Raw genomic sequence first — 23,367 nt, 5'->3', positions numbered from 1 at the left:
CTGAACCGATCGGACCAGCCGTGAAGTCCCCAGCCGCCGGTCATTGAGGAACCCGGTCCGGACGAGCCGGTCGACTTCCTGCTGCACTGACTTCACCGAACCACCCGACGCACAACACCGTGCGCTCGGTCGATTAGGGTGGGCGCCGTGAGCGAGCAGATCGAGCGGTCCCTGGTCCTGGTCAAGCCCGACGGCTATCGTCGCGGACTCAGCGGGGAGGTGCTGCGCCGCATCGAGGCCAAGGGCTACACCCTGGTCGCGCTGGCGGTGACCACCCCGACGGCTGAGCAGTTGGCCACCCACTATGCCGAGCACGAGGGCAAGCCCTTCTATGAGCCGCTGGTGGAGTTCATGTCATCCGGCCCGGTGACCGCCGCCGTCATCGAGGGACACGGCTGCATCCCCGGGTTCCGCGCCCTGGCCGGCGCCACCGACCCGACCGCCGCACTGCCCGGCACCATCCGTGGCGACCTCGGCCGCGACTGGGGCCTGAAGGTCCAGCAGAACATCGTGCACGGCTCCGACTCTCCGGAGTCGGCCGCGCGCGAGATCACGATTTGGTTCCCAGAACTGGGCTGAGCCACCTGATGCTCTAGCCAGCGCCGCGGCCGCGGCCTACCTTGTCTCTCATGGGACCGCGAGGGTTGCTGGTGGGGGCATCGCTCCTCCTCGTCGCCGTCGCCGCGTGCGGAGTTGAGCGCGGCGGCGCCAGCTCGTCCGACGTCGCGACCAGCACGCAAGAGCCGCAGGCCGGTGCGCACCCGTGGGTGACTGCGGACGGCGACACCCTCGTCACCTGCTCCGGTGACCCGGCCTTTCCCGCGTCACGAGTCGCTGCGGGCGGCCTCGAGTTCACGCCCGAGGGATCTGACGAGGTCCTGGCGGCTCTCGACCAGATGAAGCAGGACTTCGGGATCGACGCGCCCCGTCCACTGCAGGAGGCGGAGGCAGACGAGGTGCCGTGGGCCGTTGTGTGGCAGGAGTCCGTGGCCGGCGTCGACCAGATCGGCATCCTCATGGCGGAGCCGGGCGCGACCGAGTTCAATCTGGACACCGATGAATATGCCACGCTCGAGTGGCAGGGGGAGTCGTGGCGTGCCAGCAGCTGGAGCGGGCTCTGTGGTGCCCGGCCAGTCGTGCCCGCCGGTCGCCAGTGGGTCCAGGTCGCGATGGGCGACGCGACGACCGCTCAGGGCGAGGCCACCGACCAGGACGCCACCACGGATCCGGGTGAAACCACCGACAGCACCCTCGAGGTGCTGGTCTCCGAGGTCGAGTGCACCAGCGCCCGGGACCCGGAGCCGTTCCTGGCCGAGCCTGTGGTCCTCGAGGCCGCCGAGTCGGTGACCGTCTTCTGGACGTCCGAGGCGATGACCGGCGACGCGACCTGCCCCGGCAACCCCTGGGTGCCGCGCACGATCCAGCTCGAGGATCCCCTCGGCGACCGCGAACTCCTCGACGGGTCGACCTACCCTCCCCAGATCGTGCGGACCGTCGAGGAGATCCAGGGTGGCCCACCCGCGTGATGCTCATTCTCGCTAGGCTCAAGCCGACCGCGCCCAACCCGGCCGGCACCCGTGGCGAGGAGGCAGAGCGACGTGCGCATCGGCATACTCACTGGCGGCGGTGACGTCCCCGGACTGAACCCGTGCATCAAGGCCGTGGTCAACCGCGTCCACGAGGAGGGACACCAGGTCACCGGCATCCGACGCGGCTGGGGCGGGCTGCTCAACACCAACCTCGACGACCCGGAATCGGTGTCGGCGAACCTGATCGAGCTCGACCCGACCGCCGTGCGCACGGTCGACCGCAGCGGAGGCACCTTCCTGCACAGCTCGCGCACCAACCCGGGCAAGGTCAAGACCGCCGACGTGCCGGACTTCCTGGCCGACTCCGTCAGCGGCGACGGGTCGCACGATCTGACTGCTCACGCGCTGAAGGTGATCGAGCATGCCGGCATCGACGTGCTCATCCCGATCGGCGGCGACGACACGCTGTCCTACGGGCTGCGGATGCACGACGAGGGCGTGCCGACGATCGCGATCCCCAAGACGATGGACAACGACGTCAACGGCACCGACTACTGCATCGGGTTCTCGACGGCGATCACCCGCGGCGTGCAGTTCATCCACAACCTGCGCACCTCGACCGGCTCGCACGAGCGGATCGCGGTGGTCGAGCTGTTCGGCCGCTATTCCGGGGAGACCTCGCTGATCACGGCCTATCTCGCCGGGGTGGACCGGGCCCTGATCCCCGAGGTGCCCTTCGACCTCGACCGGGTCTGTGAGTTGCTGGTGGGCGACAAGAAGGGGAACCCCTCGAACTATTCGATGGTGACGATCTCCGAGGGCGCCACGATGACCGGTGGGGACATGATGCTCTCCGGCGAGGCCGACGCCTATGGCCACCGCAAGCTCGGCGGGATCGGACAGGTCCTCGGTGAGGAGATCAAGGAGCGGACCGGCGAGGGGATCGTCTATCAGCAGGTCGGCTATCTGATGCGCTCGGGCAGCCCGGACTCGCTCGACCTGATGGTCGCCACGAACTATGCCGTGATGGCGGCCGACCTGGCCCTGGACGGCTCGACGGGGCGGATGGTCGCCTTGCGCAACGGCTCCTACTCCAGCGTGCCGATCTCGGTGACCGGTGAGGGTGTCAAGAGGGTGGACGTCGACGAACTGTATGACGCGGCCTCCTACCGCCCCAAGGTGCGCCATGTGCGCGGCAAGCCAATGTTCCTCTACTGACCCTGCACGGTCGGGTCTCAGGGCGCGGGGGACACCATCGGCGGGATGGGGATCAGGAGCAGGTTCGTTGCGTACGATCTCGGGGTGAGCAACGCACGGGGACTGGGACTGCTGGGGCGTGACCTGGCACTGGACCTCGGCTCGAGCACCACCCTCATCCATCAGCAGGGACACGGGGTCGTCCTGGACCAGCCGACCCTGGTCGCCGTGAACTCCGAGAACGGGCACCTCGTGGCAGCCGGCGACGACGCCGTCGAGATGCTGGGGCGCACACCGGCGACTGTCGTGACCGTGCGGCCGATGATCGACGGGGTGGTCACCGACGCCGACCTCACCGAGCAGTTGCTGCGTCATTTCGTGGGACGCCTGCGCACCTCCCGGTTGCTGCGACCGCGCATGGTGGTCACGGTGCCGAGCAATGTCACGCCCGTGGAGCGGCGTGCGCTGGAGGACACGGCCCTCAACGCAGGCGCCCGGCGGGTCTTTGTGCTCGAGGAGGCGATGGCCGCCGCGATCGGCGCCGGGCTGCCCGTCCACGACGCCACCGCAAGCCTCGTGGCCGACATCGGCGGTGGCACCACCGAGGTCGCTGTCATCAGTCTGGGCGGGATCGTCAACGCCCGGAGCCTGCGCGTCGGCGGCGACGAGGTGGACGAGGCGATCGTGGCCGGCGTCCGCACCGCCCACAACCTGCTGCTCGGCGAGCGATCGGCGCAGGCCATCAAGACCGAGATCGGCTCGGCCTATCCGCTCGCACAGGAGCTGGAGAAGCGGGTGCGCGGGCGGGATGTCAACACCGGCCTGCCCAAGACCGTCACGCTCACCTCCCGTGAGGTCCGGCGGATGATCGAGCCAGCCATCCTGCAGGTCGTCGACGTCGTCAAGGCCGTGCTCGACATCTGCCCGCCGGAGCTGTCCGGAGACGTCCTGGACAACGGGGTCGTGCTCACCGGTGGCGGCGCGCAGTTGCGGGGGATCGACGAGCGGTTGCACCGCGAGCTGGGCGTGCCGGTGCAGGTCGCAGACGACCCGGCGCGCGCCGTGATCCGTGGGGCCGGAGCCTGCGTCGAGGACTTCGCCGCCCTCGAGCACGTCCTGGTCACCCCGCGGAGCCGCTGACCCGTGCCTGGACAACAGTGGTGGCGACCAGAGGCCCTGAGCCGGTGGTTGCAGGAACGTCCCGGTCGCCCGAGCTCTGTCCTGCTCGCCGGCTTGCTGGCACTCACCATGCTCCTGCTGCTGGTGGATGTTGCCCGGCCGACCATGACCGACCCGCTGCGACGAGCCGCCGCCACCGTCTTCGCTCCGGCGCAGTCTGCGCTGACCGGCTGGACTGATGACCGGCTCACCGAGGTCACCCGCGAGCGCGACCAGCTCGATGCCCGGGTCAAGGAGCTCGAGGCCGAGATCAGGACCGGCGATCAACTCACTGACCTGGAGCAGGCGGCAGCGGGCTGGGGCGGGCACGAGCTGCTGCCGGCCCGGGTGGTCGGGTTCTCCTCGGGCAGCACACCGGTGGGTGGACAGACGGTCACGATCGACGCGGGGGAGGGCGATGGGGTCACCGTGGACCAGACGGTGGTCAGCTCCGACGGTCTGGTCGGTCGGGTCGTGCGCACCGCACCGAGCAGCGCCGATGTCGTCCTGATCGGGGGCTCGGACGTCGTGGTCGGCGTGCGCTTCGGTGAGGCGCGTGCGCTCGGCTCGGTCGGTGGCCGTCCACCACCTGGCCTGCCGCCCCGCGCCTCCGGTGAGCTCACCCTGACTGCCCTGGGTGACAGCGAGGTCACCGAGGGTGACCTGGTCAGCACGCTCGGCAGCCCCGACTCCATTCCGTATGTCGAGGGGATCCCCCTCGGGTCCGTCACCTCAGTGGACCCTGAGGATGGGAGTCTGGGTGGGAGCGCGGTGGTCTCTCCGTTCGTCGACCCGGACACCCTCGACCTGGTCGCCGTCGTGCTGTTGGGGGATGACCGATGAGCGCCTGGCCCGCGATGTTGGCGCGCGGCCTGCTGCTGGTGGTCGCCGTGCTCGTGCCGACCCTCTATCCCAGTCAGATGCCCGGTCGACCCGACCTGGTCATCCTGGTGGTCGCGGCCCCGGCGCTGATGCACGGACCCGTCACCGGTGCCCTGGTCGGTCTCGCGGGCGGGTGGCTCATCGACCTCGTCCCACCGGGTGGCGAGCCCCTCGGGGCGAGCGCGCTCACCTATGCCCTGGTCGGTGCCCTCATCGGGGCAGCCCGGCGGTGGGCGCCGTGGTCACCCCTGATCCCGTGGCTCGCAGCCGTCGGTGGCGCCATCGTGATCCAGGCTGTCCGTGGGCTGACCGCTGCCGCCGGGGTGGGGGTCGCCCACCCCAGTGACCTGCTCTGGTCGATCGGCGCGAGCGTCCTGTTCGTGATCCTCCTGCTCCCGCTGCTGATCAGCCTGGAGCGCTTCTGGTTGGAGCGCGGATGGGCCTGAACCGACGCGGCGACCGGCCGGTGATCCGGGTGCCCCGACCCCAGGTGACGCCGCGGTTCGTGCGCCACCACCGCTCGCTGCGGCCCCTGTGGGGGCTGATGATCGTCACCCTTGTGCTCGGCACGGTGCTGGCCGGGCGGCTGCTCGACCTGCAGGTCATCAACCATCCTGAGGTGGCGCAGGAGGCCGCCGAGGTGAACACCCGCGTCGTCACTGAGCCGGCCCTGCGAGGGCGCATCCTGGCTGCCGATGGCACGCCACTGGCGAGCAATGCTCCGGTCACGGTGATCACCGTGGAGCCGGAGACCCTGATGGAGTCCGAGGACGAGGGGCGCGCCCTGATCGAGGACGTGGCGGGCGCTCTCGAGTTGCCAGTCGAGGCGCTCTGGGGCCGGACCAGGGTCTGCGGCACGGAGGGGGCGCCACCGGTCCCGTCGTGCTTCTCCGGCTCGCCCTATGAGCCGATCCCGATCGCCTTCGACGTCGATCCGGTCGCGGCACTGGCCGTGTTGGAGCGGCCAGAGCGTTTCGCGGGGATCGCCGTCGACACCAGCCCGGTGCGGACCTATCCCACCGAGACCGTCAACGCCGCGCACGTGCTGGGCTATCTGGGCCGCCCCACCCAGGACGAGGTCGACGCGGGGGAGGGTCTCACGGCCCAGGACCTCCTGGGGCGCACCGGCCTGGAGGCCACCTATGACACCGCCCTGCGCGGCGCCTCCGGCCAGACCACGGTGACCGTCGATCCGCGCGGTGTTGTCACGGGTCGCCTCGACCACAGTGATCCCGTCGGCGGCGACGACGTGCTCACCCACCTCGATGCCCGCGTGCAGGGCGAGGTCGAGCGCATCCTGGAGGACACGGTGGCGACCTCGCGCGACGACGGCTGGCCAGCCGACTCGGCTGCCGCCGTGGTCCTGGACGTTCGCACTGGTGGGGTGGTGGCCGCGGCCAGCTATCCGACCTATGACCCACTGATCTGGACCACGGGCGTCAGCCAGGCCGAGTATGACGAACTGACCGCCGAGGAGTCCGGGGAGCCGCTGATCAACCGAGCGGTCGCCGAGACGTTCCCTCCGGCGTCGACGTTCAAGGTGGTCTCCCTGCCCGCAGCCCTGGAGACCGGGATCGACCCTGCGAAGGAGTATGCCTGCCCGGGGTCCGTGACCATCGGGGGCCAGCAGTTCACCAACTTCGAGTCCCAGGCCCACGGTGCGCTGAGCCTGCAGGAGATCCTGGAGGTCTCCTGCGACACCGTCTTTTACACCTGGGCCTATGACGAGTGGCAGGCCCAGGGTGGGCTCGCTCAGGAGTCAGACCTGACCGACCCGTGGGTCATCGCCTCCGAGGAGTTCGGCCTCGGTCAGCCGACTGGCATCGACCTGCCGGGCGAGGCCAGCGGCACCATCCCGGGGCGGGAGTGGAAGCGGGACTACTGGGAGGTGACCCGCGAGGACACCTGCGCGCGGGCCGAGTCAGGCTATCCGGAGGTGGACGACCAGGAGCGCCGCGAGTTCCTGGAGCAACTGGCCACGGAGAACTGCACCGACGGCTGGCACTACCGCCCCGGCGACGCGGTCAACTTCTCCATCGGCCAGGGCGACCTGGCCACCACACCGCTGCAGATTGCGGTGGTCTATGCCGCCATCGCCAACGGCGGCACGCTCTGGGAGCCGCAGGTGGCTGACGCAGTGCAGACGGCCGACGGTGAGGTCGTCGAGGACGTGGAGCCCGTGGCCGCAGGCGACATCGGAGTGGACCCGCAGGCGCTGGAGATCGTGCGCGCCGGCCTCGAGGGCGTCAACACCAACGGCACCGGCACCGGCGCATTCGCCGGCTTCGACCTGGAGGCCTATCCGGTGGCCGGCAAGACCGGCTCGGCCGAGTCCTTCGGTGAGAGTTCCACGGCCTGGTATGCCTCCTACGGACCCAGCAACGACCCGCAGTATGCCGTGGTGGTGGTCATCGAGGAGGGCGGCTTCGGTGGTGAGATGGCCGCGCCAGCAGCCCGCCAGATCTGGGACGTCCTGGCGGGGCAGTGACCGCACCGGCGTGCGGCCCTGCCCCGAGGCGTCGGCTCAGGCGGTGCCCAAGACCGTGGTGACGGCCTCCTGCCACAGCCCTGCAGCCTCCTCCACGTCCTGCTCGCCGACCACCAGGGCCGGGATGAAGCGCACGCACTGACCCCAGGCCCCACAGGTCAGCAGCAGCAACCCGCGCCGGGCCGCCTCCTGCTGGACGGCGCTCGCGGTCGCACCGTCGGGCTTGCCATCAGCGTCGCGGAACTCGTTGGCGATCATCAGGCCCAGACCCCGCACATCCGTGATCTGCGGGTGCTGGTCGGCCACGCCCTGCAGGGCTGCCTTCAACTGTGCCCCGCGGGCCGCGGAGTTCTCGACCAGCCCCTCCTCGGTGATCACATCGAGGGTGGCGATGGCCGCGGCGCAGGCCACGGCATTGGCACCATAGGTGCCGCCCTGGGAGCCGGGCCAGGCCTTTTCCATCAGAGCGTGGGAGGCAGCGATGCCCGAGAGCGGGAAGCCGGAGGCCAACCCCTTGGCCGTGACCAGGATGTCGGCCTGGGCGTTGAAGTGGTCGCCGCCCCAGAACTTGCCGGTGCGCCCCCAGCCCGTCTGGACCTCATCGACCACCAGCAGGATCCCGTGCCGGTCGGCGCGCTCGCGCAGACCGGCGAAGAACTCGGTGCTCGCCGGGACGTAGCCGCCCTCGCCGAGCACTGGCTCGACGAAGAAGGCGGCGGTGTCATTGGGGGCGGACAGGGTCTGCAGCGTGTAGTCGAGTTGGCGCAGTGCGAACTCGGTGGACTCCTCCTGGGACCAGCCGAAGTGCCCCGGGTCGGGGAAGGGGGAGACCTGGACGCCGGCCATGAGCGGGGAGAAGCCGGAGCGGAACTTGGTGCCGGAGGTCGTCATCGACGCGGCCGCCACGGTGCGTCCGTGGAACCCACCGTGGAAGACGACGACATTGGGCCGTCCGGTGGCCTGTCGGGCCAGGCGCAGCGCGGCCTCGATGGCCTCGGAGCCGGAGTTGGAGAAGAACGCCCGGTCCAGGGCCGGGGGCAGGACCTCGCCCAGTCGCTCGGTGAGGGTCAGCAGCGGCTGGTGCATGATCGTCGTGTACTGCCCGTGGATCAGTTGGCCGACCTGCTCCTGCGCTGCGGTGACGACCTTGGGATGGCAGTGGCCCGTGCTGGTCACACCGATCCCGGCAGTAAAGTCCAGATAGCGACGATCGTCGGCATCGAAGAGGTAGACCCCCTCGCCGCGGGTTGCGACGACCGGGGTTGCCTGCTTCAGGGCGGGTGACAGCTCAGCCATGGGTCAATCTCCGTTTCTGTTAGATTGTCGACAATCAGCGTATCCCATGCCCCGACCTCGGTGGAGGACCCAGATGAGCAGCCAGACAGCACAGCAGGCCCAGCAGCGAAACGGTGGTCGCGAGGCCGCCGTTCTTGACGCAGTGCCCAAGCAGTTGCTGATCGGTGGACAGTGGATCGACGCCGAGGGCGGTGCCACCCTCGAGGTCCTCGACCCCTCGACCGGGAGGGTGCTCTGTGAGGTGGCCGACGGCTCTCCGGCGGATGGGGTTGCGGCGCTGGACGCCGCCGTCGCGGCACAGGCCGACTTCGCCAAGACGTCACCGCGGGAGCGGGCCGACATCCTGACCCGGGCGTTCGAGTTGCTGCACGAGCGGATCGATGACCTGGCGCTGCTGATGACCCTCGAGATGGGCAAGCCGATCGCCGAGGCCAAGGGTGAAATCACCTATGCGGCAGAGTTTTTCCGACACTTCGCCAGTGAGGCGACCCGGATCAGCGGCGGCTATCAGACGGCTCCTGCTGGGGGTGCACGCTTCCTGATCGCGCGCCAGCCGGTCGGGCCGTGCCTCCTCATCACCCCGTGGAACTTCCCGATGGCGATGGGCACCCGCAAGCTCGGCCCGGCCATTGCCGCCGGGTGCACCAGCGTCATCAAGCCGGCCCACCAGACGCCGCTGTCGATGCTGGCGCTCGGGCAGATCCTGATCGAGGCCGGCCTGCCGGAGGGTGTGGTCAACATCGTCACCGCCGAGCGGTCCGGCGCGGTCATGGAGCCGCTGATCCGCTCCGGCAAGGCGCGCAAGCTCTCGTTCACCGGGTCGACCAAGGTCGGCAAGATCCTGCTCGAACAGTGCGCCGACAAGGTGCTGCGCACCTCGATGGAGCTCGGTGGCAACGCCCCCTTCATCGTCTTCGAGGACGCCGACCTGGAGGAGGCCGTCGCCGGGGCGCTGGCCGCCAAGATGCGCAACATGGGCGAGGCGTGCACCGCAGCCAACCGGATCTATGTCCACGAGTCGATCGCCGAGGAGTTCGGGCGGCGACTCGGGGAGGAGATGGGCGGCATGACGGTCGGCCGGGGGACCGAGGAGGGCGTGCGCGTCGGGCCACTCATCGACCAGGCGGCCCAGGACAAGGTCACCGAGCTGGTAACTGACGCGGTGGGCCTCGGGGCCACGGTGGTCACGGGTGGCTCCGCCCCGGAGGGCGAGGGCTATTTCTTCACCCCGACCGTGCTCACCGGCGTCTCACCGCAGGCCCGGATGGGCACCGAGGAGATCTTCGGCCCCGTCGCTGCGATCACCCCGTTCTCGACCGAGGAGGAGGTCGTCGCCGCGGCCAACGACACCCCCTTTGGCCTGGTGAGCTACGTTTTCACCAACGACCTGCGCCGTGCGCTGCGGGTGAGTGAGGCCCTCGAGAGCGGCATGGTCGGGCTCAACCAGGGAGTCGTCTCCAACCCGGCCGCACCGTTTGGTGGGGTCAAGGAGTCCGGCCTCGGGCGCGAGGGTGGCGACACCGGGATCGACGAGTTCCTGGAGACCAAGTACATCGGCATCGCGCTGGCCTGACAGCTCGCGCGGACGTCGTCTTGGAGCCGCAAACGGTTCTGACAGCGTGAAATAGCAGGCTCCAAGAACCGGCAAGTGCTCCAAGAACCGGCAGGTGCTCCAAGACGGTCGTCGGACTGGTCTCGCCGTGCCGCTAGGACGAGGACGGTCGGGGGGCGGTGAGCCGGCGCACGGCGTCGTTCATGTGCGCAACGAGGAGTTGGTCGGTCAGGACCGGGTCCCGGTCGACCAGGGACTGGGCGATGGACTGGTGCTCCTCGACGCGAACAGCCTCACCGGGGCGGTAGGAGTCGGACAGCGCGTGGATGCACAGGCGGGTCTCGGTGATCAGGGTCTCGTGCATCTGGGTGAGCCGGGGGCTGCCCGCCAGAGACACCAGCAGCTCGTGGAAGGAGACGTCGGCGTCACTCTCGGCCCGACGGTCTCTTGCGGAGGCCATGACGTCGATCACCTGGAGCAGGGCCTCGCCGGCGGACACCGGATCGCCCTGGTGGACCTGCTCCGCGGCAGCCCGCTCGACGGCCTGACGCGCGAGATACATGTCCCGCACCCGCTCGGGGGTCATCTCGATCACGAACAGGCCCCGGTTGCGGATGGAGATCAGCAGACCCTCGGCCGTCAGGCGCTGCAGCCCCTCGCGCAACGGACCGCGACTGACGCCCAGCTCCCGGGCGAGATTGGCCTCACCCAACTGTGACCCGGGTGCGATCAGCCCGCTCGCGATGGCCTCCCGGACCCGGCTGGCGATCATGCTCGGGGTCGACTCCTGGACCAGCGGATCGATGGGGCGCCGTCGGGCGGCCGGTTTGCGGCGCACTGCCTTGGTGACCATTGGGATCAGTCCCCTCTCCTGCTGCTGAACAGTGTGCCGAGTGAGTCGATGACCGGGACCTCGCCGAGCAGGCTGAGCCCCTGCCACACGGTCACCTGGTTGGCCGTGAGCACCGGCACGCCGGCTGCGCGCTCGAGGGATTCTAGCCACGCGAGGGTGTGCATCGCGGTGTCCGGGACGAGGATCGCCTCGGCGCCGCCGGAGGTGTCGGCTCCGCGGACGATGTCCAACACTTCTGCCTGACCCAGGGTGCCGACCTCTGCTGCCGTGATGATGCCGTGGCTGCCCATCGCCGTGACGTCCACGCCCCCGTGTCCCAGGAAGTCCACGAAGTGCTCGGCGACGTCCTGCGGATAGGACGCCGCCACGCTGACCCGGGTCACGCCCAGCGCACGACAGGCCGCGACGAACGCCAGAGAGGTTGACGAGGTCGGCAGGCCGGTCACCTCCTGCAACTCGGCAACCTGCTGGTGGGCACCCTCCCACCCGAAGACGAACGACCCGGAGGTGCAGGCCCACATGACGACGTCGGGGGAGTGCTGCTGCACCAGAGCCCGGGCACCCTCGGCGAGGCGGTCCGTGCCCCCGAGGTCCAGCAGGGCATCGACGCGGTGCGCGTCCTCACCGACGGAGGTGTGCACCAGGGGCAGGCGCAGGTCAGAACCCAGCCGCGCCTCCAGCTGCGGATAGTCGTCCTCGGCGCTGTGGCCGGGGTAGAGCAGCCCGATCGTGGGCATGGTCCCTCCCCATCGTGAGTCCTGGTCAGATTGTCGACAATACTATGACCCTGTGGTGGTGCGTGACGGCCCGCGGCCGGCCCTCAGGTCAGCAACCGAAGGGTGCCTCAGGTCAGCAGCCGCAGCGCGAGCAAGGCATAGGTCCGCGCGGCGATCAGCAGGTCCTCGACCGCGACCGACTCATCCGGGCGATGTGCCTGGTCGTTGACCGATCCGGGCCCCAGGACCAGGGTGGGGACCCCGGCGTCGCGGGCCAGGAAACCGCCGTCACAGGCTGCGGTCCACCCCGCCAGCTCCAGGCCGGGGCCACCGGACTCCTGCAGGGCCCGGTCGGTGGCCGCCACGAAGGGATGGTCGGCCGGCGTCTCGAAGCCGGGCATCGACATCGGCATCCAGACCTCGAACGTGAGCCCATCGTCGGCCAGACCCAGCTGGCCCAGACGCTCATGGACGTCGGCGAGCACCTGCTCGGCGTCCTCGCCGGGGAGCAGCCGCCGGTCAACGCTCAGGTGGGCATGAGCAGGCACCGTCGAGGTCCCCTGCCCCCCGTCGACGAGCCCGACACTCCAGGTCGGCGGACCGACCAGCGGGTGGGCCCGTGCGGCCAGCTCACCGTGCCAGCGGCGCAGCTCCTCGATGACCCGGGCAGCCCCATAGATCGCGTTGCGGCCGTCGTCGGGTCGACCGGAGTGGGCGGCCACACCGTGCACCGCCACCTCGACATAGGCGGCGCCACGGGCGGCCACGATGGTCTGCAGGTCGGTCGGCTCGGCGACCACGCAGCCCCGGAAGGCGCTGCGGTCCGCAGTCATGTAGTGGTGGATCCCGAGGCCGGTCTCCTCCTCGTCGACCAGCGCCGCCAGCTCGACCGGACCGGACAACGAGACCCCCGAGCGGCGCAGAGCGTCCAGGGCGACCACGCAGGCGGCCAGGCCGCCCTTCATGTCGGCGGTGCCGCGGCCATAGAGGCGTCCGTCACGCAGGCCGCCCTCATAGGGGTCGGCGCTCCAGCCCTCACCGGGTGGCACGACGTCGGTGTGGCCCAGCAGCAGCAGCCCACCGCCGGCGCCGCCCGCACCGCCCGAGCCGCCTGCACCGGCCGGCAGTGTCGCGGACACATTCGGCCGTCCGGGCGCGACCTCGGAGATCTCCACCTCCAGGCCGCGATCCCGGCAGGCCGCGGCGAGCACGGCGGCGCTGGCCGCCTCCTCCCCGGGTGGGTTCTGGCCCGGCGCCCGCACCAGCGCCTGGGTCAGCTCGACCAGCGCCTGCGGGTCGATCAGGTCCAGGACCCGTGCCTCCACGGGACCGATGTCAGAGGTGAGTGGGACGCTGTCCCAGCTGGTCGGCATACGGCTGTCAGGTTGTGGAGCCGAGACGGTCCACGGCCCGGCGCAGGCGGGCGACACCCTCGTGGATCCGGTCCGGCGGGGTGGTCGCAAAGCACAGGCGCAGGTCGTGCGGAAAGGCCTGGCTGGGGGAGAAGGCGTTGCCCGGGATGTAGGCCACGCCCTCGGCCAGCGCGACCGGGAACAGGTCCTCGGTCTTGACGGGCGGGTCGAAGCTGACCCACAGGAAGAAGCCGCCCTCGGGGTCGGTCCAGCGGGCGATGCCGTCGAAGTGCTCGGTCAGCGCCTCCTGCATGGCGATCTTGCGGCGGCGGTATTCCTCCCGCTGAGCGGCCAGGTGCTCCTCCAGGTGGCCGCCCCGCAGGAACCCGGCGACCAGGCGCTGGGCGGGCAGGTTGGTGCAGGTGTCCATCGCCTGCTTGGCGTTGATCAGCAGCTGCTGCAGCTCGGGGGCGGTGTCGACCCAGCCGACGCGCAGCCCGGGCGCGATGATCTTGGAGAAGGTGCGCACCGAGAAGACCAGGGGGTCGCCGGCGCCGAGCTCACGCAGCGTCGGCAGCGGTTCACCGGCGAAGCGCAGCATGCCGTAGGGGTCGTCGTCGATGACGATGCTGCCCCACTGGCGGGCCAGGTCCAGCAGCCGCTGGCGGCGCTCCAGGGACATCGAGGCCCCCGACGGGTTCTGAAAGGTGGGGATCGTGTAGATCGCCTTGGGAGTGCGCCCGGCCGCCTCGACCTGCGCCTCCAGCGAGTCGATGCTCATGCCCTCGTCGTCGACCGGCACCTCCAGCAACTGCGCCTGATAGGACAGGGCCGTGGCGCTGCCGTTGGTGTAGGTCGGTGACTCGACGACCACCAGATCGCCCGGGTCCACGAACAGCTTGTTGGCCAGGTCCAGCCCCTGCATCCCCCCGGAGGTGATGGTCAACCGGTCGGCGGTGGTGGCGTCGCTGGTGCCCTCCAGCATGGTCAGCAGCGCCTCGCGCAGGCCGGGGTCACCCTCGGTGGCTGCGTAGTCGTAGGCGTCTGCCGCGCCCGGGCCCAGCACCTGCGCGCTGACCTCGGCGAGGGCCTGGGTGGGGATGGCCTCGGCGGCCGGGCTGCCCATGGCGAACCGCACGATGTCGTGGGTCTGGGCGGCGAGCAGCGAGGTGCTGGAGTCGATCACCGATCCGACGAGTCCGGTGGCCCGGTCCGCGAGGGGCAGGGTCTGGGTCTGGGGAGTCATGGTCACCTTCCAAGAGTCGTATGCCGTGGGGCCGGCCTGCGCAATCGCGCGGCCGGGTCGTGTGGTCAGGTCTTGATGGTCAGGCCTCCCGGGACGCTGGTCAGCCGCTCCGGGCCGTGCTCGGTGATGAGCACGGGCTCGGACGTCTCATAGCCCCAGCCGTCCATCCACATCCCGAGGATGACGTGGAAGGCCATGCCCGCCTGGAGCACGGTCTCTGAGCCGGTCCGGAGACTGACGGTCCGCTCACCCCAGTCCGGTGGATAGCCGATCCCGATCGAATAGCCGATGCGGGACTCCTTGCTCAGCCCGTGCCTGTTGATGGCGGTGGTGAAGGCCGTGTGCACGTCGTGGGACGTGCGCCCCGGGCGCAGCTCCTCGGCCAGGGCGGCGTAGCCCTCGCTCACGGCGGCGGCGCAGTCCACCAGGTGGGCCGGCGGTTTGCCCAGGCTCACCGTGCGGGCGAGCGGGGCGTGATAGCGCTGATAGACCCCGGCGAGCTCGATGGTGGCGGCCTCTCCGTAGCGCATCACGCGGTCGCTCCAGGTCAGGTGCGGTGTGCCGGCCGTCGCGCCGGTCGGCAGCATCGGCACGATCGCCGGATAGTCGCCGCCGATGCCCTCCAGCCCGGCCGTCTGAGCATGCTGGATGTCGGCCACGATGTCGTTCTGCCGGCGCCCGGCCTCGATCGCGCCCAGGGCTGTGAGCATGGTGTGCTCGGCGATCTGGCCGGCATAGCGCAGCATGTCCTGCTCTGCCGGCGACTTCACCAGACGGACCCAGTTGACTAGCTCGGCGCTGTCGGCGATCGCCACCCCGCCCAGGCCCTCCTGCAGCGCGATGTAGCCCCGGGCCGAGAAGAAGTGCGAGTCGAGCTCGACGAGGATCCGCGAGCCCGGGCCCGAGGGGAGCACCCCCAGGTCGACTGCCTGCTCGGCGATCCAGTCGAACGGGTGCAGGTCCGGGCGGTGGATGAGGTGCTCGGGATAGCCGTGGACATGGTGCGGGCCCAGGGCTGCCGTGTAGTGCGCACCCTGGGCGTCCATGGCGCGGGCGAACAGGTGCGGTGCCCCCTCGGCCGGCACCACGAGGCACTGGGGGGTGTAGAACGACCAGGCGTTGTAGCCGGTGAGGTAGTAGAGGTTCGCCGGGTCACAGACCACGAGGGCGGCGACGTCGCGGTCGGCCAGGACGCTCTGCACGCGCATCATGCGATCCGTGTATTCCGCGAGGCTGAACGGCCGGATGATCTCCGGTGGGACCCGTGGCACCGGGGCGCGTTTTGGTCTCCGCGTGGGCGTCGTCATGGCAGCACTCCAACGTTCTGCAGATCAGGGGTCGCCAGCAGTTGCCCAGGTCCCTTGGCGGCGACGCCCACCGCGCGCAGCGCGGCCCACAGCGTCACCTGGTTAGCAGTCAGGACCGGGACGCCGAGCTCGGCCTCCAGCGGGGCGATGATGTCGAACGTGGCCAGGTTGGTGCAGGAGATGAACACGGCCTGGCAATCGGTGGTGAAGGTGCGCCGCACCATGGCGACGGTCTCGGCATACGGCACGGTCCAGATGCGGCCCTCGAGACCGAGGTGCTGCATCCGCGCCACGGCCACGCCGGACTCCTCCAGGAAGGCGCTCAGGCCCTGGCTGATCAGCTCGTCATAAGGAGTGGCGACGGCCACCCTGCCGATGTCGAGATGCTGCAAGGCCTCCACCAGCGCGCCGCTGGTGGTGACCGCCTGCGGGGCCCCGGCCGTCTCCATGCTCGCGATCAGGGCCCGCTCACCGGCCCGGCGACGGATGAAACTGCCGGAGGTGCAGGCATAGGCCACCACGTCCGGTCGGACCGCGATCAGGTCCTGGGTGCACTGGGCGACGATGTCAGGGTCACCGACGACGGTCGCCTGCTCCAGGGAGACCGGCAGCGGAGCGTGCGGGGTGCGGGTCAGTTGCAGGGTGACGTTGTCCGGGACCCAGCGCCACAGCTCACGATCCAGCGCAAAGTCGTAGGGGGTGATCACCCCGACCCGGACGGTGCCCACCGGGGCCTCGTCCGGCACGTTCGCCCACGGCGACGATGCGGCCAGCGGGGCCGCGTTGAAGGCGGAAGAGCCGCCCGCTCGTGCACTCATCTCCACATGGTGCACGCTAGTGCACATTGTTGACAATCAGACAGCCTTTTCGGCTAGATTGACTGGCGTGTCTGAACCTCCCGTCCTCGTCGTCCTGGGGGAGCACGCTGATGACCGTCCCCCGCACCTCGGTCCGCTGCACGGGCGTGTGGACCTGAGGTTCACCGATGCCGCCGGTCTGGGGGAGGCCCTTGACGGAGCGCAGGCGCTGTTCCTCTGGGACTTCTTCTCCACCGCCGTGCAGGATGCCTGGGCACACTGCGACGGCCTGGAGTGGATCCACGTGGCCGCCGCCGGGGTGGACAGCCTGCTCTTCGATGAGCTGCGTGACTCGGACGTGATGGTCACCAACGCCCGCGGCACCTTTGACCGACCCATCGCCGAGTTTGTGCTGGCCAGCATCCTGGCGCACGCCAAGCGCCTGCACGAGAGCCGCCGGCTGCAGGAGGAGCAGGAGTGGCGGCACCGGGAGACCCGCAGCCTGGCGGGGTCACGGGCCATGGTGATCGGCACCGGCGCGATCGGGCGCGAGATCGCCCGCCTGCTGCGTGCCGTCGGCATGGAGGTCCGTGGGGTCGGTCGCACTGCCCGTGAGGACGACCCGGACTTCGGCACGGTCGTGGCCAGCAGTGACCTCGCGGGGGAGGTCGGGTGGTGTGACCACCTGGTCAATGCGGCGCCGCTGACGGCGGCGACCACGGGACTGATCAACGCCGACGTGCTGGCGGCGATGACCACCACCGCGCACCTGGTCAACATCGGCCGTGGGGCCACCGTCGTCGAGTCCGACCTGGTCCAGGCACTGCAGCATGACGTGATCTCCGGGGCCTCGCTCGATGTCTTCGAGGTGGAACCGCTGCCCAGCGACTCTCCCCTGTGGACGGCACCGGGCGCCGTGATCAGTGCTCACATGTCCGGTGACGTCGTCGGGTGGCGCGACACCCTGGCCAGGCAGTTTGTCGACAACGCGCAGCGCTGGCTGGACGGTGAGCCGCTGGTGAATGTCGTCGACAAACAGCTCGGCTACGTGCCGCGTCAGGCGTGAAGGATCCATGCACGTGCACGGGTTCTTCCCGGATTCTGTTGGCGGGCGTGTGAAGGATCCATGCACCGGCACGGGTTCTTCCCGGATTCTGATAGATGGGGTGTGAAGGATCGATGCACATGACGCCGAAAACTGAGTTGTCCCGGGACGAGGCGGTCACGGCTCCCACGAGCCTGGCGCTGTGGTCCGCCGAGGACCTGGTGGCGGGCTTCGCGACCGGAGACTTCACGCCGGAGGACGCCACCCGCGCGGCTCTTGCCCAGATCGAGGCTCACGACGGCGCGGTCAACGCCATCGTGCTCCGTGACGACGACACCGCGCTCGCGATGGCGGCGCAGTCCACCGCTCGTTGGCGGGCCGGCGAGCCACTCGGCCCGGTCGACGGCGTGCCGATGACCATCAAGGACATCCTGCTGACCCGCGACTGGCCGACCCTGCGGGGCAGCAACCTGATCGATGAGGCTGGCCCGTGGGACGCCGATGCTCCCGCCGTGGCTCGGCTGCGCGCGGCGGGCACTGTCTTCCTGGGCAAGAACACCACCCCCGAGTTTGCCTGGAAGGGCGTCACCGACTCCCTGCGGCACGGGGCCACCGGCAACCCGTGGGGGGCCGGTCTCACCGGTGGCGGCTCCAGCGGTGGTGCCGCGACCGCGGTCGGCCTGGGCATGGGCACCTGGTCGGTCGGGACCGACGGTGGCGGCTCCGTGCGCATCCCGGCCTCCTTCACCGGCACGGTCGCTCTGAAACCGACCTTCGGCCGGGTCCCGCTCTTCCCGGCCAGCCCCTACGGCACCCTCGCTCACGCCGGGCCGATGGCCCGGACCGTGCGGGACACCGCGCTGCTGCTCGACGTCATCGCCCAGCCGGACTCCCGGGACTGGGCGGCGCTGGACGTGGTGTCCGGCTCGCACCTGGAGGGGATCGAGGACGGGGTCGCCGGTCTGCGGATCGCGTTCTCACCGACCCTCGGCTATGGCAACAACGACCCAGAGGTCGACGCCGCGGTCCGGGAGGCAGCACAGGTGCTGGCCCGGCTGGGAGCCGACGTCGAGGAGATCGACCCGGACATCCCCGACTGCGTGGATGCCTTTCACACCCTGTGGTTCACCGGTGCTGCGAAGGTCGTCGAGGCCTTCGGCGAGGGGGCGCTGGAGCGGATCGACCCCCGTCTGCGGCAAGCCATCGAGGACTTCGGGCAGGGGGCCTCGGCCTCGGACTATCTGGACGCGACCGGTGTCCGGATGGACCTGGGTGTGCGGATGGGCGCCTTCCACGAGGACTATGACCTGCTGGTGACCCCGACCATGCCGGTGGCGGCCTTCCCCGTGGGCCAGGACGCCCCCGACGGCTGGCCTTCCACCCTGTGGACGTCGTGGACGCCCTACACCTACCCGTTCAACATGACCCAGCAACCGGCACTGTCCGTGCCGTGCGGGCTGACAGCGGACCGCCGGCCCATCGGCCTGCAGATCGTCGGCCCCCGCCACGCCGACGCCCTGACCCTGCGCGCGGCGCGCGCCTACGAACGGGCGACCGAGTGGCACCGGGCCGTGCCCACCCTGCTCAGCTGAGCGTCATACGAGTCACTTCTCGCACCCCAGGAGAACCCATGGACCGGTTCATCACGATCACCCTCGACACCCGCGGCGTGAGTTGCACGGCGCGACTGCTGGATGAGGCTGCCCCGCGGACCGCAGCGGCGGTCTGGGATGCGCTGCCGCTGTCGGCGCCGGTCTTCCACGGCAAATACGCGCGCAACGAGATCTATGGGCTCTATCCGCCGTTCGCCGACCGTGACCCGGGCAAGGAGAACACGACCATCACGCCGATCCCGGGCGACGTCTGCTGGTTCACCTTCTCCGGGGACGACCTGGGCAACCCGGCCTACGGCTATGAGACCGAGCAGGAGCACCGAGCCGCGACCGGCATCATCGACCTGGCGATCTTCTATGGCCGCAACAACCTGCTCATCAACGGCGACCAGGGGTGGGTCCCCGGCAACGTCTTCGGCGAGATCACCGAGGGGCTGGCCGAGATGGCCGCCGCGTGCCAGGACGTCTGGATGGGCGGTGCGCGGGGCGAGACCCTGACGTTCGCGCGGGTCTGACCTCCGACCGCGAGCTGCCGCCCCGTCGGTGTCTCACCGTGGGGCGGCGCAGTGGTGCGGCTCGTTGGTGCGGCTCGGTGGCTCAGCCGTCCGTGCCGAGGATCTCGCCGTCCACACCGACCAGGACCTCGATGTCATCCTGCTCGTCGGTGTCGACGCTGACCTCCCAGTGGTGGGGCTGCCCGTCGTCCTCACCCTCGAGCTCGGCGTCGTCCAGCACGCCACCAGCCTCGGCAACAGCCAGCTCGATGGCCTCGGCCAGGGTGATCGTCGAGGCGTCGAGTGCGGCGCGGTCCTCGTCATCGAGGTCATCGTCCTCGGTCTCGACGACCTGGGTGCCGTCCTCGCTGACGGTGACCTCCACGGAGCGGTCATCGACGCGGACGTCGACCTCCCAGGTGCCGTCGTCGTCCTGGTCGTCGATCTCGTATGCCGTGCCGCCGGCCTCAGCCTCGGCGGTGCCGATCGCGACCAGCGCGACGGCGGTCAGGTCACCGGCCGCGTCGTCACCGGGCGAGGAGGCCCCGGCATCGTCGGTCGGGTTCGCGTCGTCGCTGGTGTCGTCCGCGGCGTCACCGGGCGTGGAGGCTCCGGCGTCGTCGGTCGCCGTCGTGTCGTCGGCGGTGTCGTCTGCATCGTCGGATCCCGTCTCGGCCGGGGCGGTGGCGGCGGGCTCATCGGCGGGTGTCTCGACGTCGGGCTCGTCGTCGCCGCACGCGGTCAGACCAAGGCTGAGGGTGAGTGCGAGGGCGGTGGTCACGGTCAGTTTCTTGGAAGTGTTCATGCCTTGATGGTGGCAGCCGAAGGTGAGAGCAATTCTCATGAAAAAGCTCTCATGAGCCGCGGCCCGACACCTCTGGCGACGCCGGGACCCACCGTCTGCTCCCGGCCGGAAACCTGCCGGACACCTGCGGTCGCTAGGCTCGCCGGGTGACTCAGGACCCGATCAGCCCCGAACTTCGCGCAGACGTGCGCCGCGTCTCCACCCTGCTCGGCCAGAGCCTGGTCCGACACCACGGGCAGGAGCTGCTGGACCGGGTCGAGGAGGTCCGTCTGCAGACCAAGGCGGGGCAGGGCGGCGACGCGGGTGCCGCCGCTCAGGTCCGTGAGCTGCTGGGCACTCTGCCGCTGGAGGTGGCGACTGATCTGGTCCGGGCCTTCGCGTCCTACTTCCACCTGGCCAACGCGGCCGAGCAGGTGCACCGCGTGCGGTCGTTGACCGACCGTGAGGAGGGGCAGGGTTGGCTGGAGAGCACGGTGGCCGCGATCGCTGAGTCTGGCGGGTCGGACCTGCTGGCCGACGTGATGGGCAAGCTTGATGTCCGCCCGGTGTTCACCGCGCACCCCACCGAGGCCAGCCGCCGCTCGGTGCTCACCAAGATCCGGCGCCTGTCCGATGAGCTGGCGGTCACGACCGAGGCCGACACTGTGGCCCGGCGCCGTCAGGACCGTCGCCTCGCCGAGCTGATCGACCTCATCTGGCAGACCGACGAGCTGCGGCAGAACCGGCCCACGCCGATGGACGAGGCCCGCAATGCCATGTACTACCTCGACGAGGTCCTCGCCGAGACCGTGCCCGACCTGCTCGGCGACCTCAGGGACCTGCTCGATCAGCATGGCCTGACGATCGATCGGCGTCGCCCACCGCTGCGCTTTGGCTCCTGGATCGGTGGGGACCGTGATGGCAACCCCTTTGTCACCCCCGCGGTCACGGCCGAGGTCCTCAAACTGCAGCACCAGCACGCGATCAAGGTCGCGCTGGGCATGATCGACGTGCTCGTCTCCAGGCTGTCGAGCTCGACGGTCATCGTGGACGTCGAGCCGGAGCTGGAGACCTCGCTGGCCCGCGACCTGGACCATCTGCCCGGGCTGGACCCGCGGGTCAAGGAGCTCAACGTCGCCGAGCCCTATCGGCTCAAGCTCACCTGCATCAAGGCCAAGCTGCTCAACACCGAGCGCCGGGTGCTCGCCGAGACCCCGCACGAGCCCGGCCGTGACTATGGCCAGACGTCCGAGCTGTTGGACGACCTCGACCTGGTCGCCGACTCGCTGCGCAGCAACGGCGGTGCGCTCGTGGCCGACGGTGCCCTGGCACGGATCACCCAGACCCTGGCCGGCACCGGTCTGCACCTGGCCACCCTCGATGTGCGCGAGCACGCAGAGCACCACCACGCCGCGGTGGGCGAGATGCTCGACGCGGTCGGCGGGCTTGATCAGCCGTATGCCGACACGGACCGGGTGCAGCGCCTCGCCATCCTCTCGGCCGAGTTGGCCTCGCCTCGTCCGCTGCTCACCCCGGCGGCACCGCGCCCTCAGACCCTCGCGGTCTTCGACGAGATCCGCCGGGCGGTGGCGACCTATGGACCGGAGGTCATCGAGACCTACATCATCTCGATGACCCAGGGGCCCGATGACATCCTCGCGGCGGCGGTCCTGGCACGAGAGGCGGGACTGCTGGATGTGCACGGCGCCGCGGAGGGCATCGAGGCGTTTGCGCAGATCGGTTTTGCCCCACTGCTGGAGACCGTGGACGAGCTGCGGGGGGCTGCCGAGCTGGTGGACACCCTGCTGAACACACCGGCCTACCGCGAGGTGGTGCGCCTGCGCGGCGACGTGCAGGAGGTGATGCTCGGCTATTCCGACTCCAACAAGCAGTCCGGCGTGCTGACCAGCCAGTGGAGCATCCACCAGGCCCAGCGGGCGCTGCGTGACGTCGCTGCCCGGCACGGCGTGCGCCTGCGGCTGTTCCACGGTCGGGGCGGCTCGGTCGGGCGCGGGGGCGGTCCGACCTATGACGCGATCCTGGCCCAGCCCTCGGGGGTGCTCGAGGGCGAGATCAAGTTCACTGAGCAGGGTGAGGTGATCTCCGACAAGTACTCCCTGCCATCGCTGGCCAAGGAAAACCTCGAGCTGTCCCTGGCCGCGGTGCTGCGGGCCTCAGCCCTGCACCGCGACGCCCGCTCGACCGACGAGCAGCTGCAGCGCTGGGGAGGAGTCATGGACGTCGCCTCCGATGCCGCCTACGAGGCGTACCGCAACCTGATCGACGACCCCGACCTGCCGGCATACTTCGTCGCTGCCACCCCGGTCGACCAGCTCGGTGCCCTCAACATCGGGTCCCGTCCCAGCAAGCGACCCGACGCGGGACTGGGGCTGGAGGGCCTGCGGGCCATTCCCTGGGTGTTCGGCTGGACCCAGACCCGCCAGATCATCCCGGGCTGGTTCGGTGTGGGCTCCGGTCTGCGCGCGGCCCGGGAGGCCGGGCACACCGAGACGCTGCGCGAGATGGTCCAGACCTGGCACTTCTTCGGGGCCGTCGTGTCCAACGTGGAGATGACGATCGCCAAGACCGACCTGGACATTGCGGCGCTGTATGTCGAGCAGCTTGTCCCCGACGAGTTGCGGCACATCTTTGACGACATCCGGGCCGAGTTCGAGCTCACCGTCACCGAGTTGCGGGCGTTGACTGGCGAGGAGGACCTGCTCGACGACCAGCCGGTGCTGAAGCGCTCGCTGGCCGTGCGCGACCAGTACCTCGACCCGATCTCCCACCTGCAGGTTGAGCTGCTGCGCCGACTGCGCGAGCAGGGGGAGGGTGGCGAGCACGTCGAGGAGCTGCAGCGGGCCCTGCTGATCACCGTCAACGGCGTCGCGGCCGGGCTGCGCAACACCGGCTGACGTCCCCGCCCCCCCGACCCCGCCCCTCGACCGAGCGCATGGGCGCCTGATTTTCACCCCCACCAAGCGCGTGGCTGGCGGCTCTCAGAGGTGACCAAGCGCATGGCTGGCGGCTCTCAGAGGTGACCGAGCGCATGGTGTTG

20 protein-coding genes are annotated in these 23,367 nt (G+C 70.0%); 12 read left to right on the top strand and 8 right to left on the bottom strand.

The features are described 5' to 3' along the window. Window positions 1-147 precede the first annotated feature (147 nt). From ndk to mrdA, 7 genes are all read left to right on the top strand, one after another. Complete coding sequence (gene ndk / locus NF556_RS15025) at window positions 148-579, top strand: nucleoside-diphosphate kinase (RefSeq protein ID WP_252591764.1); 432 nt, start codon at window positions 148-150, stop codon at window positions 577-579. A 50-nt stretch (window positions 580-629) separates the two neighbouring features. Continuing rightward, a complete protein-coding gene (locus NF556_RS15020) occupies window positions 630-1,526 on the top strand; it encodes a hypothetical protein (RefSeq protein WP_252591762.1) in 897 nt (298 codons plus the stop codon). Window positions 1,527-1,598: 72 nt separating this feature from the next. Then, complete coding sequence (locus NF556_RS15015; RefSeq protein ID WP_252591761.1) at window positions 1,599-2,747, top strand: 6-phosphofructokinase; 1,149 nt, start codon at window positions 1,599-1,601, stop codon at window positions 2,745-2,747. 84 nt (window positions 2,748-2,831) lie between these two features. After that, complete coding sequence (gene mreB / locus NF556_RS15010; RefSeq protein WP_252591759.1) at window positions 2,832-3,866, top strand: rod shape-determining protein; 1,035 nt, start codon at window positions 2,832-2,834, stop codon at window positions 3,864-3,866. A 3-nt stretch (window positions 3,867-3,869) separates the two neighbouring features. After that, window positions 3,870-4,727, top strand: coding sequence for a rod shape-determining protein MreC (gene mreC, locus NF556_RS15005; RefSeq protein ID WP_252591757.1), 858 nt, complete (start codon window positions 3,870-3,872; stop codon window positions 4,725-4,727). Further along, window positions 4,724-5,212 carry a rod shape-determining protein MreD gene (gene mreD / locus NF556_RS15000; RefSeq protein WP_252591756.1) on the top strand — a complete coding sequence of 163 codons (489 nt, stop codon included), beginning with the start codon at window positions 4,724-4,726 and terminating at the stop codon, window positions 5,210-5,212. The genes mreC and mreD overlap by 4 nt, the downstream gene beginning before the upstream one ends. Next, window positions 5,203-7,254 (top strand): penicillin-binding protein 2, encoded by a 2,052-nt coding sequence (gene mrdA / locus NF556_RS14995; protein ID WP_252591754.1) that lies wholly within the window; start codon window positions 5,203-5,205, stop codon window positions 7,252-7,254. The genes mreD and mrdA overlap by 10 nt, the downstream gene beginning before the upstream one ends. A gap of 36 nt (window positions 7,255-7,290) precedes the next feature. Here mrdA and NF556_RS14990 read toward each other — a convergent pair whose 3' ends face one another. Continuing rightward, window positions 7,291-8,550 (bottom strand): aspartate aminotransferase family protein, encoded by a 1,260-nt coding sequence (locus NF556_RS14990; protein ID WP_252591752.1) that lies wholly within the window; start codon window positions 8,548-8,550, stop codon window positions 7,291-7,293. Between the two features lie 73 nt (window positions 8,551-8,623). On the opposite strand from NF556_RS14990, the gene NF556_RS14985 reads away from it, so the two are divergent. Further along, a complete protein-coding gene (locus NF556_RS14985) occupies window positions 8,624-10,123 on the top strand; it encodes an NAD-dependent succinate-semialdehyde dehydrogenase (protein WP_252591750.1) in 1,500 nt (499 codons plus the stop codon). A 133-nt stretch (window positions 10,124-10,256) separates the two neighbouring features. Here NF556_RS14985 and NF556_RS14980 read toward each other — a convergent pair whose 3' ends face one another. From NF556_RS14980 to NF556_RS14955, 6 genes are all read right to left on the bottom strand, one after another. Beyond that, window positions 10,257-10,955, bottom strand: a complete 699-nt coding sequence (locus tag NF556_RS14980) for a GntR family transcriptional regulator (RefSeq protein WP_252591748.1) — start codon at window positions 10,953-10,955, stop codon at window positions 10,257-10,259. Between the two features lie 5 nt (window positions 10,956-10,960). Further along, window positions 10,961-11,692, bottom strand: a complete 732-nt coding sequence (locus NF556_RS14975) for a maleate cis-trans isomerase family protein (protein WP_252591746.1) — start codon at window positions 11,690-11,692, stop codon at window positions 10,961-10,963. Between the two features lie 107 nt (window positions 11,693-11,799). Continuing rightward, window positions 11,800-13,044, bottom strand: coding sequence for a M20 family metallopeptidase (locus NF556_RS14970; RefSeq protein WP_252591745.1), 1,245 nt, complete (start codon window positions 13,042-13,044; stop codon window positions 11,800-11,802). Between the two features lie 7 nt (window positions 13,045-13,051). After that, a complete protein-coding gene (locus tag NF556_RS14965; RefSeq protein ID WP_252591744.1) occupies window positions 13,052-14,269 on the bottom strand; it encodes an aminotransferase-like domain-containing protein in 1,218 nt (405 codons plus the stop codon). Between the two features lie 65 nt (window positions 14,270-14,334). Continuing rightward, window positions 14,335-15,576 carry a M24 family metallopeptidase gene (locus tag NF556_RS14960; protein ID WP_252591742.1) on the bottom strand — a complete coding sequence of 414 codons (1,242 nt, stop codon included), beginning with the start codon at window positions 15,574-15,576 and terminating at the stop codon, window positions 14,335-14,337. Then, window positions 15,573-16,394, bottom strand: a complete 822-nt coding sequence (locus tag NF556_RS14955) for a maleate cis-trans isomerase family protein (protein ID WP_252591740.1) — start codon at window positions 16,392-16,394, stop codon at window positions 15,573-15,575. Before NF556_RS14955 ends, NF556_RS14960 begins: the two co-directional genes overlap by 4 nt. Window positions 16,395-16,461: 67 nt before the next feature. On the opposite strand from NF556_RS14955, the gene NF556_RS14950 reads away from it, so the two are divergent. From NF556_RS14950 to NF556_RS14940, 3 genes are all read left to right on the top strand, one after another. Beyond that, window positions 16,462-17,439, top strand: a complete 978-nt coding sequence (locus NF556_RS14950) for a D-2-hydroxyacid dehydrogenase (RefSeq protein WP_425607044.1) — start codon at window positions 16,462-16,464, stop codon at window positions 17,437-17,439. 119 nt (window positions 17,440-17,558) lie between these two features. Then, a complete protein-coding gene (locus tag NF556_RS14945; protein WP_252591739.1) occupies window positions 17,559-19,010 on the top strand; it encodes an amidase in 1,452 nt (483 codons plus the stop codon). Between the two features lie 38 nt (window positions 19,011-19,048). Next, complete coding sequence (locus tag NF556_RS14940; RefSeq protein WP_252591737.1) at window positions 19,049-19,546, top strand: DUF3830 family protein; 498 nt, start codon at window positions 19,049-19,051, stop codon at window positions 19,544-19,546. An 82-nt stretch (window positions 19,547-19,628) separates the two neighbouring features. Here the strand turns inward: NF556_RS14940 and NF556_RS14935 are convergent, their stop codons facing one another. Beyond that, entirely contained in the window at window positions 19,629-20,330 is a 702-nt protein-coding gene (locus tag NF556_RS14935) for a PepSY domain-containing protein (protein WP_252591735.1), read from the bottom strand. Window positions 20,331-20,476: 146 nt separating this feature from the next. Between NF556_RS14935 and ppc the strand changes: the two genes are divergently transcribed. Then, entirely contained in the window at window positions 20,477-23,224 is a 2,748-nt protein-coding gene (ppc, locus tag NF556_RS14930; protein WP_252591733.1) for a phosphoenolpyruvate carboxylase, read from the top strand. Window positions 23,225-23,367 lie beyond the last annotated feature (143 nt).

The sequence above is a fragment of the Ornithinimicrobium faecis genome (genome assembly GCF_023923225.1).
GTDB classification, from domain to species: Bacteria; Actinomycetota; Actinomycetes; order Actinomycetales; family Dermatophilaceae; genus Ornithinicoccus; species Ornithinicoccus faecis.
Note: the sequence above shows the minus strand (reverse complement) of the source record. Positions and strands in the feature narration are given on the sequence as shown.